14 protein-coding genes are annotated in these 18,493 nt (G+C 52.5%); 8 read left to right on the forward strand and 6 right to left on the reverse strand.

The window, feature by feature from the left end:
* Nucleotides 1-29 precede the first annotated feature (29 nt).
* The 4 genes from recC (at nucleotide 30) to CFERDRAFT_RS07690 (ending at nucleotide 9,455) form a co-directional block, all read left to right on the forward strand.
* On the forward strand, nucleotides 30-3,245 hold the full coding sequence (gene recC / locus CFERDRAFT_RS07675; RefSeq protein WP_006366642.1) for an exodeoxyribonuclease V subunit gamma: 3,216 nt from the start codon (nucleotides 30-32) through the stop codon (nucleotides 3,243-3,245).
* Nucleotides 3,242-6,862, forward strand: coding sequence for an exodeoxyribonuclease V subunit beta (gene recB / locus CFERDRAFT_RS07680; RefSeq protein WP_006366643.1), 3,621 nt, complete (start codon nucleotides 3,242-3,244; stop codon nucleotides 6,860-6,862). The genes recC and recB overlap by 4 nt, the downstream gene beginning before the upstream one ends.
* A complete protein-coding gene (gene recD, locus CFERDRAFT_RS07685) occupies nucleotides 6,859-8,607 on the forward strand; it encodes an exodeoxyribonuclease V subunit alpha (protein WP_006366644.1) in 1,749 nt (582 codons plus the stop codon). The genes recB and recD overlap by 4 nt, the downstream gene beginning before the upstream one ends.
* Before the next feature lie 71 nt (nucleotides 8,608-8,678).
* Nucleotides 8,679-9,455 (forward strand): bestrophin-like domain, encoded by a 777-nt coding sequence (locus CFERDRAFT_RS07690; RefSeq protein ID WP_006366645.1) that lies wholly within the window; start codon nucleotides 8,679-8,681, stop codon nucleotides 9,453-9,455.
* A gap of 114 nt (nucleotides 9,456-9,569) precedes the next feature.
* Here the strand turns inward: CFERDRAFT_RS07690 and CFERDRAFT_RS07695 are convergent, their stop codons facing one another.
* Nucleotides 9,570-10,247 (reverse strand): hypothetical protein, encoded by a 678-nt coding sequence (locus CFERDRAFT_RS07695; RefSeq protein WP_006366646.1) that lies wholly within the window; start codon nucleotides 10,245-10,247, stop codon nucleotides 9,570-9,572.
* 104 nt (nucleotides 10,248-10,351) lie between these two features.
* A complete protein-coding gene (locus CFERDRAFT_RS11740) occupies nucleotides 10,352-10,768 on the reverse strand; it encodes a C40 family peptidase (protein WP_006366647.1) in 417 nt (138 codons plus the stop codon).
* Nucleotides 10,769-11,374: 606 nt separating this feature from the next.
* Here CFERDRAFT_RS11740 and CFERDRAFT_RS07705 point away from each other — a divergent pair.
* The 3 genes from CFERDRAFT_RS07705 to CFERDRAFT_RS07715 all read left to right on the forward strand — a co-directional run bounded on the left by CFERDRAFT_RS07705 (nucleotide 11,375) and on the right by CFERDRAFT_RS07715 (nucleotide 14,455).
* Nucleotides 11,375-12,193, forward strand: a complete 819-nt coding sequence (locus CFERDRAFT_RS07705; RefSeq protein WP_006366648.1) for an SDR family oxidoreductase — start codon at nucleotides 11,375-11,377, stop codon at nucleotides 12,191-12,193.
* Nucleotides 12,194-12,335: 142 nt separating this feature from the next.
* The gene (locus CFERDRAFT_RS07710) at nucleotides 12,336-13,379 is read left to right on the forward strand and encodes a BMP family lipoprotein (protein ID WP_006366649.1); all 1,044 of its coding nucleotides are present in this window, start codon (nucleotides 12,336-12,338) and stop codon (nucleotides 13,377-13,379) included.
* Nucleotides 13,380-13,462: 83 nt separating this feature from the next.
* Entirely contained in the window at nucleotides 13,463-14,455 is a 993-nt protein-coding gene (locus CFERDRAFT_RS07715) for an SDR family oxidoreductase (protein WP_006366650.1), read from the forward strand.
* Nucleotides 14,456-14,467: 12 nt separating this feature from the next.
* Here the strand turns inward: CFERDRAFT_RS07715 and CFERDRAFT_RS07720 are convergent, their stop codons facing one another.
* The 4 genes from CFERDRAFT_RS07720 to CFERDRAFT_RS07735 form a co-directional block, all read right to left on the reverse strand.
* Nucleotides 14,468-15,238 (reverse strand): class I SAM-dependent methyltransferase, encoded by a 771-nt coding sequence (locus tag CFERDRAFT_RS07720; protein WP_006366651.1) that lies wholly within the window; start codon nucleotides 15,236-15,238, stop codon nucleotides 14,468-14,470.
* A gap of 95 nt (nucleotides 15,239-15,333) precedes the next feature.
* Nucleotides 15,334-15,528, reverse strand: coding sequence for a hypothetical protein (locus CFERDRAFT_RS07725; protein ID WP_006366652.1), 195 nt, complete (start codon nucleotides 15,526-15,528; stop codon nucleotides 15,334-15,336).
* A 111-nt stretch (nucleotides 15,529-15,639) separates the two neighbouring features.
* On the reverse strand, nucleotides 15,640-16,974 hold the full coding sequence (locus CFERDRAFT_RS07730) for a dihydroorotase (protein ID WP_006366653.1): 1,335 nt from the start codon (nucleotides 16,972-16,974) through the stop codon (nucleotides 15,640-15,642).
* A 26-nt stretch (nucleotides 16,975-17,000) separates the two neighbouring features.
* Nucleotides 17,001-17,714 carry a fumarylacetoacetate hydrolase family protein gene (locus CFERDRAFT_RS07735; protein ID WP_006366654.1) on the reverse strand — a complete coding sequence of 238 codons (714 nt, stop codon included), beginning with the start codon at nucleotides 17,712-17,714 and terminating at the stop codon, nucleotides 17,001-17,003.
* 155 nt (nucleotides 17,715-17,869) lie between these two features.
* Here CFERDRAFT_RS07735 and CFERDRAFT_RS07740 point away from each other — a divergent pair, with 155 nt between their 5' ends.
* Entirely contained in the window at nucleotides 17,870-18,493 is a 624-nt protein-coding gene (locus CFERDRAFT_RS07740) for a 5-formyltetrahydrofolate cyclo-ligase (protein ID WP_006366656.1), read from the forward strand.

Consider the following 18,493-nt stretch of genomic DNA (forward strand, 5'->3'; position numbering starts at 1 on the left):
CTGAACTGATAAACCCCTGAACCTGCTCCATGCCACTTAATCTCTACACAAGCAACCGGATGGAAGTTCTGGTTGCTGCTCTTGGCGATACGCTTTGCAGGCCGTTGACCTCTGCATTGCAGAGCGAGATGATCGTTCTGCAGAGCAGGGGTATGCAGCGCTGGCTTTCAATGGAGCTTGCCAGTCGTTTCGGAGTCTGGGCCAATGGTCACTATCCCTTTCCAAATGCAATGGTTACCGGGTTGTTTGAGTGTATGCAGCTCGATCAACCTGACAGTTCATCGTTTTCAAAGGAGGTGATGACCTGGAAAATTATCCGTCTTCTCGGGGAGATGACAGAGCTTGAGGTTTTCAGGCCGCTTCAAACCTATCTTGCCGATGACCGGAACGGTCTGAAATGCTTCCAGCTTGCCGGTAAAATTGCCGATACCTTTGACCAGTACACCCTTTTTCGCTCCGACCTGCTTTCAGGCTGGGAGGCGATGGAGGATTCCGGGGCCGGGGAGTGGCAGGCGGTACTGTGGCGTAAGCTGGTGGATGAGGCTTCCGGAAAACACCGGGGGAGCCTGAAGGATGAGTTCTGCAGAAAGATCAGAAGCCGCCAGGGTCACGTTGCCCGGTTTCCTGAACGGATCGCTCTTTTCGGTATCTCCTCTCTTCCCGGATTTTATCTGGAGATGCTCTCTGCGGTTTCGGAAATCGTTGACGTCAATCTTTTTATCCTGAGCCCGACAAAGGAGTACTGGGGTGATATTGTCTCCAGAAGAAGGGTTGCCGGGATGCCTGCTGCCGAAAAGGCTTTGCATACCGAAGGCAATCCGCTGCTTGCTTCACTTGGCACCATTGGCCGCGATTTTTCCGGGATGGTTCTTGAGCTGAACGATGATGCCGTCGTTGAGGAGGAGCTCTATGTTGATCCGGGAGAGGATTCGCTTCTCCATCTCGTGCAGTCAGATATGCTCAATCTCGCTGATACGGGATCGGATGGCGTACGGCGTAAGGTTGATGCAGCGGATCGCTCCGTGCATATTCACTCCTGTCACAGCCCGCTCAGAGAGATTGAGGTTTTGCATGATAACCTGCTGTTCATGCTTGACGAACTGCCCGGTCTCAAACCCAGAGATATCCTTGTGATGCTGACGGATGTTGAAGCCTACTCTTCATATATTTCAACGGTTTTTGGCCGTAGCGGAGAGGGGGTTCCGGCTCTGCCATACACCATCGCCGATCGCACGTTTCTCAATGAGGGTGAGATTGCTTCATCGATGCTCAAACTGCTCGATATCGAGGGGAGCCGCATGACGGCGCCGCAGCTCTTTGACCTGCTCTCCACTCCACCGGTGAGCCGAAGATTCAACCTTGAAGAGAGCGGCCTGGAAACCATACGGGAGTGGATTGAGGAAACGAACATCAGGTGGGGTATCAACGAATCGGACCGGGAGGCAAGGGATCTTCCCGCATACCGGGAGAACTCGTGGCGGGCCGGTCTTGACCGTCTCCTTCTGGGCTGCGCCATGCCGGAGAGTGGCGAGCTGTTTGCTGGAATTCTTCCCTGTGAAGATATGGAGGGAGGGGCTGTTGAACTGCTCGGAATCCTTGCCGGTTTTATCGATTCCATTGAAAGGCTTGCAATCCGGATCAGGAGTGCGCGTACTCTTGAAGAGTGGCAGGAGTTCTTCCTTGCCATGCTCAATGAGTTTATCAAGGCCGATGAGGAGTCCGAAAGAGAACTTGCGGCCATTCATGGCGTGGTGAACACAATCAGCGACTTTGGCCCGAAATCCCGTTTTACAGGGGAGGTTCAGCCTGCGGTGATGCTCTCCTGGCTGCGGATGAATCTTGAACAGGAGGAGCACGGTCTGGGGTTTATGACCGGCGCAATAACCTTCTGCTCCATGCTGCCGATGCGGAGCATTCCTTTCAGGGTTATTGCCATGCTGGGCATGAATGACGGGGCATTTCCACGTCAGGATCGCTCTCCGGGCTTCGATTTTATCGCCAGGGAGCCCCGCCGGGGGGATCGCTCGAAACGGAGCGAGGACCGATACCTTTTTCTTGAAACACTCCTTTCCGCCCGTGATCGGCTTTACCTGAGCTATGTGGGTCAGAGTGTTCGGGATAACAGTGAAATTCCTCCCTCTGTGCTCATAAGCGAACTGCTCGATGCCATAGAGCGGGGGTTTCTCTTTTCCGGCAATGAGCGTGCTGAAAAGCGCCTTGTTGTCCGCCATCGCCTCCAGGCCTTCAATGCGGCATATTTTACCAAGGGGTCACCTCTTTTCAGTTATTCACGGGAGAACTTTCAGGCGCTTGCGGGTTTTGCTTCAGCAGGCAGTAGCTCCGTTCCCTTTATTGATGAGCCGATAGAGGCGCTCTCCGAAGAGCATAAAACCGTTTCCCTTGACCGGTTGATCCGTTTTTATGATAACCCGGCGGCGTTTTTTCTTTCCGAACGCCTCGGGATACGATTCGGAGGGTCAATCAAGCCGCTTGAAGAGCGGGAACCCTTCTCTGTCGGCGGGCTTGACGGCTATTATATGAAGCAGGAGCTGCTCGACGAGGAGCTTCAGGGAGGCAATCCCGAACGTCTGCTGCCGATTTTTCGCGCCAGGGGTCTCCTTCCTCCTGCCCGGCACGGCGAGATGGTGTTCCGGAAGATGGTTGATGAGGTAAAGGCCTTTGGCGGAGTGGTGCGACAGAAAACCGGAGGAGGAGCGCCTCTTGCCCCGCTCAATGCAGAGCTTCAGCTTGGTACTTTCCGGCTCACCGGTTCTCTTGAGCGGCTTTCCACCTCCTGCCGGATGCAGGTGCGCTGTGCATCCATGAAGCCGAGAGATCAGATACGGAGCTGGATTGAACATCTGGTGCTCAATGTCGTTGCACCGGAGGGTTACCCGCATGAGAGTGTGCTGGTGATGCAGGATAAGGCAAAACGATACCGATCGGTTCAGGATGCCCCGTTGCTTCTTGAGAGAGTGCTCGACTACTTCTGGGAGGGTCAGAGAGATCCGCTCCCATTTTTTCCGGGGGCATCGCTTGCATGGGCCGGAAAATATGGAGAGGATGATGCCATCCGGTTTGAAGCGGCTGATACGGCATGGAGTGCGGGTTACCTCTCAAGCGGTGAGGGTGCCGATCCGGCAATTCAGCGATGCTTCGGTTCCGAGCCCCCGTTCACTGATCGTTTCAGAACCATCGCCGATGAGCTGCTTCTTCCCATGCTGGCCAGTGGAGAAAAGGCATGAGTATGAAAAAGCTTGAACTCGGCAGTGTTGAACTTGCCGGAATGAATCTTATCGAAGCCAGTGCCGGTACAGGAAAGACCTATGCCATCGCATCGCTCTATCTTCGCCTTCTTCTGGAGTCCGGGCTGCTGCCGGAGCAGATCCTTGTGGTGACCTATACCGAAGCCGCTACGCAGGAACTTCGCTCAAGGATTCGAAGCCGGATACGCGAGGCGCTGGATGTTCTGGAGGGAGCCGGCACCGGTGATCCCTTCCTGACCGAGCTCTCAACGAGAGCCCGGGAGGCCGGAACCGGAAGGGAGAAGGGGGTGCTCGAACAGGCTCTTGCCGCTTTCGATACGGCCGCGATATTTACCATTCACGGCTTCTCCCTGCGAGCCCTTCAGGAGAATGCCTTTGAAAGCGGTTCACTCTACGACACCGAACTTGTAACTGATGAGAGTGAACTGTTGCGGGAGATTGTCGATGACTTCTGGCGTCACCATTTTTTTTCTGACACTCCGGATCTTCTCGGTTTTGCCCTGCAGCAGAAGAGCTCTCCCGAGAGCTTCATGAAACTCCTCAAAGGGGTGCACGCTTCAGGAGGCGGTGAGATTGTTCCACAATTCACTCCGATGGAGATTCTGTCGATCGAACAGAGATGCATGCAGCGCTTCAACGAGATTTCAAATCTCTGGCGGGATGAGGCGCAGAATGTGCAGCTTCTGCTTCAGACCGACAAGGGACTCAGCCGCTCGGCAGATAACTATCGGGCCGATCTGCTGCCGGAGCTTTTTGACTCGATGGAGCGCTTTGTACGCTCTGCAAATCCCTATGACCTCTTCACCGGCTTCGGGAAGTTCACAGAGAGCGGGCTTGCGGGAGGCACCAAACCCAAAGGCAGTGCACCTCAGCACCCTCTTTTTCAGCTATGCGAATCCTTGAGTGCGCTGGTTTTCGAGCGCTTTGTTGCCCTGAAGTTCGAGCTGATAGCCTTTTATCACGAGAATATGCCGCTTCGCAAGAGGGCAAGGAATGTTCGTTTTTTCGATGATCTGCTTGCTGACCTTTATCATGCGCTCGACAGCGAAGAGCTGGCCTCGGTACTCCGCACGCAGTACAGGGCAGCCCTGATTGACGAGTTTCAGGATACCGATCCGGTTCAGTATGAGATTTTCAGAAAGATCTACGGTGGTTCCGGTGCGCCGCTCTTTCTGATTGGCGATCCCAAACAGGCGATCTACAGCTTTCGGGGGGCAGATATTTTTGCCTACCTGAGGGCCGCCGAAGAGGTAGAGGAGAAGCGGCGCTTTACCCTGACCTCAAACTGGCGTTCCGATTCCTCACTGCTTGATGCCTTCAATACCATTTTTCATCAGCAGCGCCTCCCTTTTCTTTTTGAGGGCATTGTCTATCATCCGCTCACTCCCGGAGAGAGCCGGGAGGCGTCCGGTGTTGTTGAGCGCCGGGAGGGTGCCGTGGAGCGGCCGATGCAGATCTGCCTGATGGATCCCGGAAATGAGAGCGGCACCTTTACGACCGGCAGTGCGGAGCGTTTTGCCGCCGAGGCCTGCGCATCTGAAATTGAGCAACTGCTCTCTGACGGTTTCAACGGGAGCTCCTTTCCTCCGGATTGCGCCCTGAATGCCGGTGACATTGCCGTTATTGTCCGTACGCACCGTCAGGCTCGCATGGTGCAATCAACACTGCGCTCAAGGGGAATTTCCGGAGTAATGCGGAGTGACGAGAGCATCTTTGTTTCAAGCGAGGCCGAGGAGGTTCGTATTTTGCTCGCAGCACTCTCCGATCCCGGCGCTGAAACCCTTGTGCGGACGGCTCTGGTGACCGATATCCTCGGCCTCTCGGGTAACGATATTGACCGCCTGAATCGTGATGAGACCCTCTGGATTCCCTGTCTGGAGCGCTTTCACCGTTACCATCGAATCTGGCTTGAACGGGGTTTCATGGCAATGGCCAGTGAGTTCATGAGTAATGAAGCGGTTCGCGCCCGTCTTTTACGCTTTTCCGACGGTGAACGCCGGTTGACCAACGTGCTGCACTGCTTTGAGCTGCTGCATCGGGAGGCAGAGGAGCGGCGGCTTGGTGTTGAAGCACTTGCATCATGGTTCAGTGAACGGATTGCCGCAGGGGAGAGTGCCGACGAGTACCAGATACGACTTGAAAGCGATGAGGCGGCAGTCAGAATTGTCACTGTTCATGTGAGCAAGGGACTTGAGTATCCGGTTGTGTTCGCGCCATTCCTCTTCGGCGGGATCAATGCCGGAAAGGATGTTGTACAGTTCCATGATGAAAAGGGAAAGCTGGTAAAGGATTTCGGTTCAGGCACCATTGCTGAGAACCGGAGTGCTGCCGAAAAAGAGACCCTGGCTGAAAACCTCAGGCTTCTCTATGTTGCACTGACCAGGGCAAAGTACCGATGCTATCTTTTCAGTGCCAGAGTTGTTGACGGACGGAAAAAAGAGAGCACACTCCTCTCACCCTTGACCTATCTGTTTCACGCCTCAGAAGAGGCAAAACGTTCGCCCGGGCTTGTGAGGGCGGTAACCGAATCCGTACGTGCTCTCGGTGCCGGGGAGATGGCCATGCAGCTCACCGCGCTTGCAGAAGCCTCCGGGGGTTCAATAGGGGTTCGCACGATTGAAGCGGCTGAAGCTCCACCCATTAAGCACCTGCCAGCTCCTGGTGAAGAGGAGATTTTTACTCCTGTGGTACACTCCTTCAGGGGCCACATCGAACGTCTATGGCGGGTTTCGAGTTTCACCTCCTTCAGCCGTCATGAGCCTAAAGCGGCTGAACTACCTGACCGGGATGACCGGGAGGGGGCAATGGTGCAGGCCGCGCCACAGCTGAATGGAGAGCGGAGCATTTTTTCGTTTCCACGCGGGGCGGGAGCGGGGATCATGATGCACTCAATATTTGAAAAGCTTGATTTTGCCTCACCCACCGGGGAGACGATAGCGCTTCTTGCCGAGCAGAGTCTCGCCCGGCACGGGTTTGCAGGGGAGTGGCTCCCTGTTCTTATACGGATGATCACCGACACCCTCAACACTCCGCTCTCTTCGGGAACCGGTTTTTTCACGCTGGGCGCTCTCAAACCCCGAAGCTGGGTAACGGAGCTGGAGTTTTTCTTTCCGCTCAGACAGGTGAGCGCCAAAACGCTCGGTGAAGTGCTGAAGCGTTATGGCGCCTGTTCAGAAGGCGTTGATCTTCTCTCCGTTGCAGGCGTGCTCGATTTCAGGGAGGTCAAGGGGATGCTTATGGGGTTCATCGATATGGTGTTCGAGCAAGACGGACGCTACTATCTGCTTGACTGGAAATCGAACCATCTTGGCAATAGTGTCGAAGAGTACCGCAGCGACTCCTTGAGAAGAGCCATGCAGGAGAATCTCTATCCGCTCCAGTATCTGCTCTATATCGTAGCGCTGAACCGTTATCTTGCTCTCCGGGTGGCAGGCTACACCTATGCGTCACATTTCGGAGGGGTCATCTACATTTTTTTGCGCGGGGTCAGCCCGCAAGAGGGGGAGTCAGCCGGCTTTTTTCGGGACCTGCCCTCCGCCGGGCTGATTGAGGCATTGACGGATATTCTTATTGAAGACGGGGAGGATGAACGGTGAACAGAGAGTTTCATGAACGGTTGATTGACCGCCAATTTGCCCGGTTTATCTCTGGTATTGCCGGAAACGATGAGGAGTTGTTTGCCCTGCTGGTTTCCATGGCAAGCAATGCTCCCGGAAACGGTCATATATGCCTCAATCTTGAAGATCTTGCCGGAGAGAGCCTCGCCTTTGAGGGGAAAAGCTGTGATCTTCCCGCGCTCTCCGGGTTGAGAGAGCTCTTGATGCATGCCTCTACAACAGGGGTTCCGGGGCAGTTCCGTCCTCTTATACTTGACACAAAAAATCGGCTCTATCTCTATCGTTATTGGCGATATGAGCATGATCTTGCCGTTGCACTTCTTGAAAAAGCGGCAGGCACGGCAGGGAGTGTCGATGAGGAGCTTCTTGCAGAATCACTTGGGCGACTCTTCACTGACACCCTGCCCGGGGAGGATAACCGGCAAAAAGCAGCCGCAGCAATAGCCCTTCGTCGGCAGCTCTGTATTATTTCAGGTGGACCGGGCACCGGCAAGACATCGACCGTGGTCAGGATTCTTGCCTTGCTGCTTATGCAGGAGGGGGGGCTGAATCTGCGCATTGCCATGGCTGCTCCTACAGGCAAGGCCGCAGCAAGACTCAGGGCTTCGGTGAGCGATATCCGTCGTAATCTTGACTGTTCCGAGAGTGTCAGGAGTGCCATCCCCGAGAGTGTTGTTACCATTCACCGTCTTCTCGGAACAGCTTTCCGTTCGCACAGTTTCCGTTATGGTGCCTCAAACCGTCTCCCTTATGATCTTGTCATCGTGGATGAGGCCTCCATGATTGCATTGCCTCTGATGCATGCTCTTCTTCACGCACTCAGGCCGGGAGCCCGCCTCATCCTGCTTGGCGACAGGGACCAGCTCGCCTCGGTTGAGGCGGGGGCCGTGCTTGGTGATATCTGCACTGCCGGAGAGATGAACGCTGCTTCGCCGCTTGGCCGCTCAATGGTGATGCTGGAAAAAAATTTCCGCTTCAGCGAGAAGAGCGGCATTGGAGAGCTGAGCCGCCTGATCAATGCCGGCAGAGGGCAGGATGCCATGCATCTCTTGAAAAGCAGTCCACCGGGTACGCTCTCATGGCAACAGCTCACCTCCCGTGAAGAGCTGAACAGAGCGCTGCCCGAAAAGGTTGTTGATGGATATCGAAGCTACACCGAAGCAACGACACCTGCAGAGGCGCTTGAGCGGTTCGAACGTTTCAGGATAGTATGTGCGCTTCGCGACGGTCCGTTTGGTGTCAGCGGCCTCAACGGGGATATTGAGAGGATTCTTCACCGTGCGAATCTGATTTCCGCTACCGGACCGGACTACCGGTGCAGGCCTCTTCTGGTTACAGCTAATGATCACAGACTTCAGCTCTTCAACGGAGATACCGGAATTCTTTTTCCCGATCCGGAGAGTCAGGGTGAGCTGCGTGCATTTTTCCCCGCGGCTGAGGGGGGAATGCGAAAGCTGGCTCCCGTAAGAGTTCCGGAGCATGAGACCGCATTTGCCATGACCGTTCACAAGAGCCAGGGTTCGGAGTTCGAGAGGGTTCTGTTGATTCTCCCTCCGGCACTCTCCGATATTCTTACCAGAGAGCTGCTCTATACCGCAATAACAAGGGCGCGATCCGGTGTAGAGATCTGGGGAGATGAAGCGCTTTTTACTTCAGCCGTCAGCCAAAAGAGTGTGCGCAACTCGGGACTGACCGATGCGCTCCTGCATGCGGAAAAGGGGTAAGGAGTGGAAACGGTTGTTGATGATGACATGTAGGAGTGCGCTTTTTTTCTCAACAATAAACATCACGCGAGATGAACGACATTCTGTTTATTGCCGGCATTACAGCTTTTGTCATGTTCTGCTCGATCTTTTGCATGATGATGGTCCGCTGGCGTTTCGGGGAGGCGGAACTCTCAAAGCATAATGATGTCGCAGGTTTTATCTATTCCGTCGTCGGGGTTATTTATGCGGTTCTTCTGGCTTTTGTTGTGATTGTGGAGTGGGAGTTGTATCGGGATGCAGAGTCAAGGGTGCATGAAGAGGTTCGCTACATGGCATCGGTATTCAGGGATGTAAGGGCTTTCAGCGGAAGGCCGGAGGCTGTTGCGATCCAGGAGGAGATCATCGCCTACACTACACGGGTTATCAATGAGGAGTGGCCGATGATGGCTGAAGGCAATTCAAGTCCTGAAGCACTCCGCTCCGTTCACCGGATATTTGATCTCACTCTGCAGCTCAGACCGCAGAATGAATATGAGAGCATCTGGTACCGGGAGATTGTTTCAAACCTCAATGATTTCAGCGATGCAAGAAACCAGAGAATTCTGGCCGGAAAGGAGGGGGTAATTCCGCCATTTATGTGGAGTGTCATGATTATCGGCGGTATAGTCACCATCGGTTTCAGTTTTCTTTTCGGCACAAGTAACTCCATGGCACAGTCATTGATGGTCGGCGCGCTTGCCTGTATCATTACGCTGGTACTGCTGGTGATTGTTGCGTTTGACAATCCTTACCAGGGGATCATCAGGGTCAAGTCTGAACCATTTATTGAACAGCTGGCCCATTTCAAGGGGTATCTGAGCAAGTGAAGCAGCTCATTATTCGATGACGGGATACCGGGCTGGTGGAGGAGCGAAGGGCAGAGCGTCTCAACGCATCAGAGGGAAGCGATCTCCTCTGATGCATTGAGAGCGGAACTGACGTTAAAACTTGTAGGCCAATCCGAGCGAGATAACCGGGTAGTACTTCAGACTTTTGATGTTACTCTCAAGATCGGTGATCTCTTTGGCAAGATTGGTTTTGAAGGTGGCGTCCGTGGCAATAGGGCCGCTTGCAGCAAGCGAAACATTCGGGGTGCCCTGAAAGACGACGCCAAGGTCAAGCGCTATGGAGAGGCCGCTGTCCGGGCCGACAGCATTTCCCCATCCGATTCCGGCATAGGGAGCAACGTTGTTGAAGGTAACATCACCGCTGAGTGTGGCAATCTGCGCAGCGGTATAGGATGTTCCTCCAATGGTGTAGGTCCCCTGGGGGGCGCCGGTAGCATTCACCTTGTTGCGGTTGATTACGGCACCCGATGAGAGTCTGAATCCTGATTCATCAAACGGATGCCAGTCGAGCAGCAGCGGAATGGATTGCAGCTTCAGGGTGTAATCATATTTGATATCGCTCTCTGTTTTACTTCCGTCATAGTTCAGGGCGTTAAATCCCGCCCTTGCATTGATGGAGGAGGTAAGGCCGATGGTGACTTCAGCACCCAGCCCTAAGGTTCCGCCTTTGAGTGTCCCGGCGACATCACCGGTATCGGCGAATGCAGAAGGAGAGAGACATACAGAGAGCAGACTCACAAGCACTGCCCGTTTCATCACTCTTTTTTTCATGATCGTAACGGTTATGTTTGAAAGATGAGTATTGTTGGCTTTACCTCATGGTCATCGCGGTAATCTCGGGAGCCGATATCCCCGCAAGGATGAAAAGGGGGATATCAGGATGGCTCGCTATCGATCTCCGCGCTTTTCTGCTTTATGCCCGAATAGGCATCAAACAGGCGAACAGCGCCGGCAAACCGTTTTTCGTAGTAGTTCTGTTTGAGCTGGTCTTCGGTAATCCCCTTGGTGAGGGAGGAGTGAACAAAGGTATCATTGCCGATAAAGATGCCGACATGGTTGATACGGCTGCCGGATGTCTGAAAAAACACAAGATCGCCGGGCTGCAGCTCATTTTTTGCGATTTTATTGCCGATTGCGGCCATCTCTCTTGAAGAACGGGGGAGCTCCATGTTGAAGACCTTGCTGAACATGAAACGAACGAAACCCGAACAGTCAAAACCTGCGGGAGTCTGACCGCCGGAACGGTAGCGGGTTCCGAAATACTGGGTGACATGGACAAAAAATTTCTGCATGGAACTCGAAATCCTGCAGGTTTGCTCGCATTTCTGATCCGGCACCTGCCGTTGAGCGATGTCGGAAGTGACCTCGCTACGAGCCGTTGACGGCAGCTGCACAGCGGCAACGGTGACGCTGAGGAGAGCAATACGCAGTAATCTGGAGAATTTGTTCAGGGGGAAAATCACACGAAACGGTGAGCGCTTACTCTGTTCAGGTGGCATACGCGATAGCCTTTTATTTTAGGTTAAGATGCGGCTGTCTTGCTGATAAAGTGCATATTTTTAATTATAAGCATATATCAGCAAAGATTCTAACGTTTTAGAGCATGCGGAGGAATATTTTTTAACTGTTCCGATAAAGGGTATCGCTTTTCATAGCGGTGAGCAGCCCGACAAAAAAGAGCGGAGTACAGAAGCTGGAGGCCCGACCGGGCGGGAGCGACACGGGAAAGGGGTTTCGGAACAAAAAAAAGATGCGGCATGAATGGATAGTACCCTCTTTTCGTTATCCGAAAAGAGCAAAACGACGTAAACTCCTGATCGGCGACAGGCGTGTGTCTGCCTGACAGGAGCGATCAGGGCGTAACAGGTGAAACGCTATGCGATACAGGGATCAGTGCTATGTTTAAAGAGAAGAGAGAACCGGGTTCTCTCGGTATTGTCATCACCGGAGGCAGCAAAGGATTGGGCTATGCTTTTGCGGAAGCGTTTCTTTCGGCCGGAGACCGGGTCGTTCTCTGCGGTCGCAATCAGGAGCGACTGGATCGTGCACTCTGCTCGCTGAACAAATCCTTCCCGGAACGTGAGGTTTACGGGTTCCGTTGTGATGTTGGCGATCCGGCAGATGTAAGAAGTTTTGCCGGGTTTGCCGCCGGGCGCCTCGGTCAGGTAGACCGATGGATCAACAATGCCGGAACTGCCGGCCGCCTGAAGCGTCCGTTATGGGAGCTGGAGCTGTCCGATATCCTTGAGACCTCAGCAACCAATCTGAGCGGTTCGCTTCTGCTCTGTGCTGAGGCGGTACGCCTGATGGATCGTCAGCCCCCTTCAGTTGAGGCGCGCTATCATATTTTCAATATGGGTTTTTCCTCTCCCGGAGCCGCATTTTCCCGAAGTGCTGTACCTCACAAGGCCTCGAAAAGGGGGGTGGCGGAGTTGACCCGTTTTCTTGTCAAAGAGTTGAAAAGCGCAGGAAAAACAGGTATCGGCGTACATGAATTAAGCCCCGGTCCGGTATTGACGGATCTTTTGCTCATCGATGCTCCGGCTTCGTCGCAGCGTATTCTGAAACTCATTGCCGAAGAGCCGGAAAGGGTTGCCTCGGTACTGGTGCCGAAAATCCGCGATGTAAGAGGCCATGATGGAGAGCTCCGCTACCGGCCGCTTGCGTTTACCCTGTTGAAGCTCATGGTCGGTATGGCGAAGTCAACCGCCCGATAGTCAGGGATGCAGGCCGGGCTGATGAATTGATCAAAACAGAGATCCGTTCCTGCAGGGTTTTAAATGGAGATAAAATTTCATATTTTCAAAGCCATGAAAACGGCAAGTTAATAGCAGTTTCAACCTTTTTTCATCCACTCCAATGAAACATCTGCTTCCTTATCTGCTCACCTTTTTTCTTTTTCTCTCCGGTTGTTCCGGTAAAACAGATGATAAACAGGGGAAAGAGAGTTCATCCGGTGATAAACTGCAGGTTGGGCTTGTTTTTGACATCGGGGGAAGAGGGGATAAATCCTTCAATGATTCAGCTTATAATGGTCTGGAAATGGCCAAAAAGAAGCATGGCATTACCTTTCTCTATGTTGAACCACAGGGGGAGGGCGCTGATCGTGAAGCAGCGCTGCGCCAGATGGCTTCGGATCCGGATATTGATCTGGTAATCGGTGTTGGTCTGCTTTTCAGTGATGATATCACAAGGATTGCGGCTGAATTCCCGGACAAGAAATTTGCATGCATCGATTATATCAGCAAGCCCGGAGCAGTTATTCCTCCTAATCTCCAGGGAATTGTCTTTGAGGAGAAGAAGGGCTCATACCTCGCAGGCGCGCTGGCGGGACTGGCGAGCAAAACAAAAACAGTCGGTTTTATTGGCGGAATGGAGTCTTCGGTTATTAAAAAATTCGAGACCGGTTTTATTGCGGGTGTTCATGCGGTTGATCCAGGTGTCAAGGTTATTTCCGGCTATATCGGTATGACCGGGAGCGCCTTTGCCAACCCCTCAAAGGGAAAAGAGCTGGCTCTCGGCCAGTTTGCAAGGGGAGCCGATATCATCTATGAAGCCGCCGGAGCGAGCGGTCTTGGCGTCATTGAAGCTGCCCGAGAGACGAGGAAGCTTGTTATCTGCACCGACAGGGATCAGGAGCCGGATGCTCCGGGTTTTGTGTTGAGCAGCATGATCAAGGCTGTCGATCGTGCTGTTCTGAAAACGGTTGAGCGTGCTCTTGATGGCTCGTTCAAAGGCGGATCGGTTGCTGTTTTCGGTCTGGCCGATCGCTATACCGATTACGTCTACAATGAGAAGAATTCGGCTCTGATCGGAGCGGCAAATCATGAAAAAGTAGAGACTCTTCGTAATAAAATCGTGAGCGGCGAAATTTCAGTTGATGAGAACGGTGCGGCACAGTAGGAGCGGCTCCGGACTGGCCGGTTATCAGAAATGTGCAGAACAGAGAAATGAAGGTTTGTTAATTATTTTGAAGCATTTGATTCGTGAATAAAAAAATTCTGGTCACCGGAGCTACCGGTTTTATTGGTTCCCGTCTTGTTATCAAGCTTGCAGCCTCATCTGATGAAATCTTTGTCCTTGTCAGAAAAACCTCTGATTTGACCTCACTCTCTGATGTCCTGGACCGCATTCATCTTATCTATGGCGATATAACAGACAGCGACTCGATTAATGAGGCGATGAAGGGGATTGATCTTGTCTATCATACTGCGGGCCTTACCTATATGGGCGACAAGAAAAACGCACTGCTTTACAAAATCAATGTTGACGGAACGAAAAATATTCTGCGCGCTGCCCTTGCTAACGGAGTGAAACGGGTTATTCATGTTAGCTCCATAACGGCCGTCGGCATAGCATTTGACAAAAAACCGGTGAACGAATCGGTTGTCTGGAATTTTGACTCCATCAGCCTGGAGTATGCCAGAACAAAACATATCGCTGAAGTTGAGGTGGCGACTGCCGTCAAAAAAGGACTTGACTGTGTTATTGTCAATCCCGCATTCGTCTTCGGAGCCGGTGATATCAACTTTAATGCCGGACGTATAATCAAGGATGTCTACAACCGGAAACTCCCTTTCTACCCGCTTGGCGGCATCTGTGTTGTCGATGTTGAAATTGTGGCCGAGACCATCATCGCGGCGATGGAAAAAGGGAGAACGGGCGAGCGCTACATTATCGGGGGGGAAAATGTCTCCTACAAGCAGCTCGCCGACACGATTTCAAGAATTACCGGAGCGCCGAAAATCCATTTTCCGCTGCCCTTCTGGATGGCGAGGATACTGAAGTCGATTCTTGATCTGTACAAGAATAAAAACAGTATCTCGAAGCTCTTCAACCTCTCCATGTTCAGGGTTGCCTCCGAGTATCTCTATTTTGATTCATCCAAGGCAATTCGTGAGCTAAACATGCGGTTTGAGCCGCACGAACACAGTATTCGCAATGCCTATGAATGGTATCGCGATCGGAATCTGCTGTAGAGATTTGCCTGTTCAGGGTTTGCGGCAGAAGAGCATCATTCTCGGCGAAACTGTTGCCTCGAACGGGGAACCCTCATAGTCACCGGCAATCGTGCTGAGTGAAAATCCCGTTTCACTCAGCATCGACGCTATCTCTTCTCTTGCATAGACTCTCACTGATTCAGTGAAGTTCAGCCGCTCTTCCGCAGGGGAGGTGATGGTGATGGTTTTGGTGATTCTTCCGTTTTCCAGACTCCTCTCCTCATTAACCGTCAGATCGCCAGCCATCCTGCATGAATGCGGCACAAGCGTCCGCTCAAGATGGATGGGGTTGATCAGATCGAGCACATACCATCCTCCGCTCTTCAACGCGTCAAATACCCTTTGAAGAACCAGCATGTCCTCCTCTTTGGCCGTGAAGTAACCGAAACTGGTGAAGAGCTGTACCACAAGATCAAACCGCTCCTGCTCCTTGATCTCCCTCATATCGCAGCCGGTAAGCTGCACGTTGAGACAGCCGTTCGCCGCCTCTTTTCTGGCCTCTTCAAGCAGAAAAGGGGAGAGATCGTTTCCGGTTACCGTGTAGCCCAGACGGGCAAATTCAAGAGCGTGACGGCCGGCTCCGCAGGCAATATCAAGGACGGAAACCGAGTGACAGGGCTTGCGGTCAAGCTCTGTCAGAGAGAGAATGGTGTGGATGCAGCGTTCGGCCTCATCCCTGTTTCTGTGACTGTAGAGCTGAAGGTAAAAGGGATGGTTAAACCACTCCTCGAACCACGCTGATGGATTTTCTGTTCCCTGCATATCGGAACTCTCGGGTATGGCGGTGAAAAAAGAGACGGGAAAAGGAGGGAGTGCAGGGCATCACGTGCAATGCCCTGAACTGATCTGCCGGACAATTATTTTGCGTAATCGCTGATGGCTTTTGCCAGAATAGGCTGTTCATTCTCGCCATTCGGGATTCTGACATGTTTTTCAACGAATTTCCAGGCATTGCTCTTTTCTGATTTTACGGAAAAAACAAGCTTGGCCATTTTGAAGTCGCTGACACCGGTTTTTTTACCTTTATCTCCAAACGTTTGTTTCTTTGCCATGACGTGTGCGTTAGTTCTTGTTGTTAATACTCGGTACTAAAAGATTTTTCCAAAAATGAACAAGAAAGTAATGAAAATAATAACCGGAAGCAAGTAATCTGTATAAAGGAATCAGTGCAGTTCCGGTTCCGAAAAGAGAAGCCTCCCCTTGTGGAATATTCCGCTGGCTTTTCCTTTCATGGTGCGATCAAGAAAGGGGGTGTTTGATGATTTGGATCGAATCGATTCCGGGGTGCATCTCCACTCCTTTTCGGGATTGATGAAGGTGAAATTGGCAACTTCGCCCGGCGCGAAAAGAATCGGTTTGAGCTTCATGATTCTGCGCGGGTTGACCGAGAGCAGTTCAATGGCCCGAGAGATGGTGATAATCCTCTTTTCCACCAGTTCTGTCAGGGTAAGGCCAACCGATGTTTCAAGTCCGATAATGCCAAACGCCGCCTGGTCAAGGGGGCACTCTTTTTCATGTGATGCATGCGGGGCATGGTCTGTGGCAATGGCATCAATTGTTCCGTCGGCCAGCCCCTGCAGAATGGCTTCAAGATTTTCCCTGGAGCCGAGCGGCGGTTTCATCAGATAGTTGCCTTTATCTTCAGCCTGAAAGAGCGACTCATCACAGAGGGTGAAATGGTGGGGTGTAACTTCACAGGTCACAGCCAGTCCATCGCGCTTTGCCTTGCGCACAAGATCAAGCGCAGCTCCGGTACTGATGTGTGCAACATGATAGCGCGGTTTTCTCAGCGGTTCATGCAGTTTGTGCTTCTGCAGGTACTCCATCAGCAGCAGGTCTCTTCCGAGGGTAATGGCTTCGGATATGTCCGGAATACCTTTCAGGCCGAGTTGTGCTGAAAAAACACCTTCATTCATAACCGCACCCTGGGTAAGGGATTTGTCTTCGCAGTGCTGAATGATGAGGAGATCGAAGTTTGATGCATACTCAAAGGCGAGCCGCATGATCTGACTGCTCTGAATAGCCGTTCCGTCATCGGATATGGCCGTTACGCCATAGGACCGGAACTTTCCGAAGGGGGCAAGATGCTCGCCACGGCTCTCAACAGTCATTGCTCCGACAACTTCAAGATCTACCGCCAGATTTGCGGCGTGATGACGGATATAGGCGACGCCAAGCGGACTGTCTATCACCGGTTTTGTGTTCGGCATCAGGGCGACTCCGGTAAAACCTCCGGCCGCAGCGGCTTCCGAACCGCTTTCAAGCGTCTCCTTGTACTCCTGACCGGGTTCCCGGAAATGGCAGTGCATATCAAAAAGGCCCGGAGCGAGAATCTGGCCCCGAAGGTCAACAATCCGGTCTTCGGGTGAAGAGGGAAGCGTCTCATTATCGAAGGCGAGCGCTTCAATGATCCCCTCATCGGAGACCTTTATGGTTCCGGTGCGATCAAGCTTTTCAAGAGGATTGAGCAGACGGGCCTGCTGAAAAATATAACTCATGGTTCCGGTTCAATTATTTACTGGTGTCAGAAAACGTTGGCTTGCAGTTCGGCAACCACCTCACGGCTTCCGGCTCCCGGTCGGGAAACCCGGCATTTCAGTGCATCACCCGGCCTGACGGCGCCTACTCCTGCGGGTGTCCCCGTAAAAACAAGATCACCGCTTCTTAATCCGTAAAGATACGACAAATAATGAATAAGCATGGCCGGGGGATGGAGCATTTCTGAAACCGCCCCCTGTTGTACCAGCTTGCCGTTCAGCTCCAGCGAAATTTCAAGATCGGGAGGAAATTGCGTCTCGGTGAAGGGAACAAAATCGGAAATCAGGGCGCTTTTGCGGAACCCTTTGCTTTTGAGCCACGGGTTGCCCGATTTTTTTGCCGAGAGCTGTTCGTCACGCAGGGTCATATCAAGTCCTGCACCAAATCCGCTGATACAGGTTACAGCCTCCTCAATGGAGCAGCCATCGGTTGATTTGCCGACAAGCAGCACCAGTTCTGCCTCATAATGCATGTTTTCAGAAAGCGGTCTGCCATGAAAAACAGGCATGGTAATCACGCCGTCAGTTTCAAGGGCAGTAGGGGGCTTCATAAAGATAATCGGTTCCGCACTTTGCCGGCTCTGAGCTATCATTGCCGCTGCTTCGAGCTGCTGCATCTCAAGGGCATGATCGGAATAGTTTTTCCCGACACAATAGATTGCGCCGGGATGAATGGAGTTTCGGAGGATCAGGTTTTCCACGCGTTCACCAGGTTGGGATTGTGATGCTGTTGTCTATTGTTTATGGCTTTCCGGACGCCCTTTCCTGGGGAGTACGGCATGCAGGAAAGAACACGATTTTATTATTTTACATTTTATAATGTAGCTGATCTGTTCCATATTATTGGAAAAGAATCATGAGGAGTGAGGGGTGGACCCCTCCCGGTTGTCGGGAGAGCGCTGTAGCAGCAGAAAAAGAAGCGACAAGAGCCCTGATGGCCGAGAGGAGAGGAGCGATCTCTGCAGAGCGCAGGCGTATCATGAGCGAAACTATTTCCGCTCATGTGCTCTCTCTGCCGGAGGTTATGAGTGCCCGTCTCATTGCTCTCTATATTCCTCTGCCGGCACACCCGGAGGTGAACACCTGGCCGCTTGTTGAAGCGTTGACACTCCTCGATAAACAGCTTGCTGTTCCGGTTGTGCAGGATCAGGAGCTCTGTTCAGCGCTCTACCGGAAAGGGGAGCCCCTGAGGGGTGCAAGATTCGGCCAGCCGGAACCCGAGGTGTTGGTGAAGGCTGATGAAGCGATGCTTGATGTTGTGCTTATACCGCTGCTTGCTTTTGACAGAAGCGGATATCGACTTGGTTATGGCAAAGGTTTTTATGACCGGTTTCTTCACCGGCTCTCTCTGGAGGGTTTTCGCCCATTGCGTATCGGACTTGCTTTCAGTATGCAGATGATTGACACCGTGCCTCATGATTCATGGGATGAGCCCCTTGACGGAGTTGTTCATGAAGAAGGATTTATCAGATTTACATAA

It is taken from the genome of Chlorobium ferrooxidans DSM 13031 (assembly GCF_000168715.1).
GTDB classification, from domain to species: Bacteria; Bacteroidota; Chlorobiia; order Chlorobiales; family Chlorobiaceae; genus Chlorobium; species Chlorobium ferrooxidans.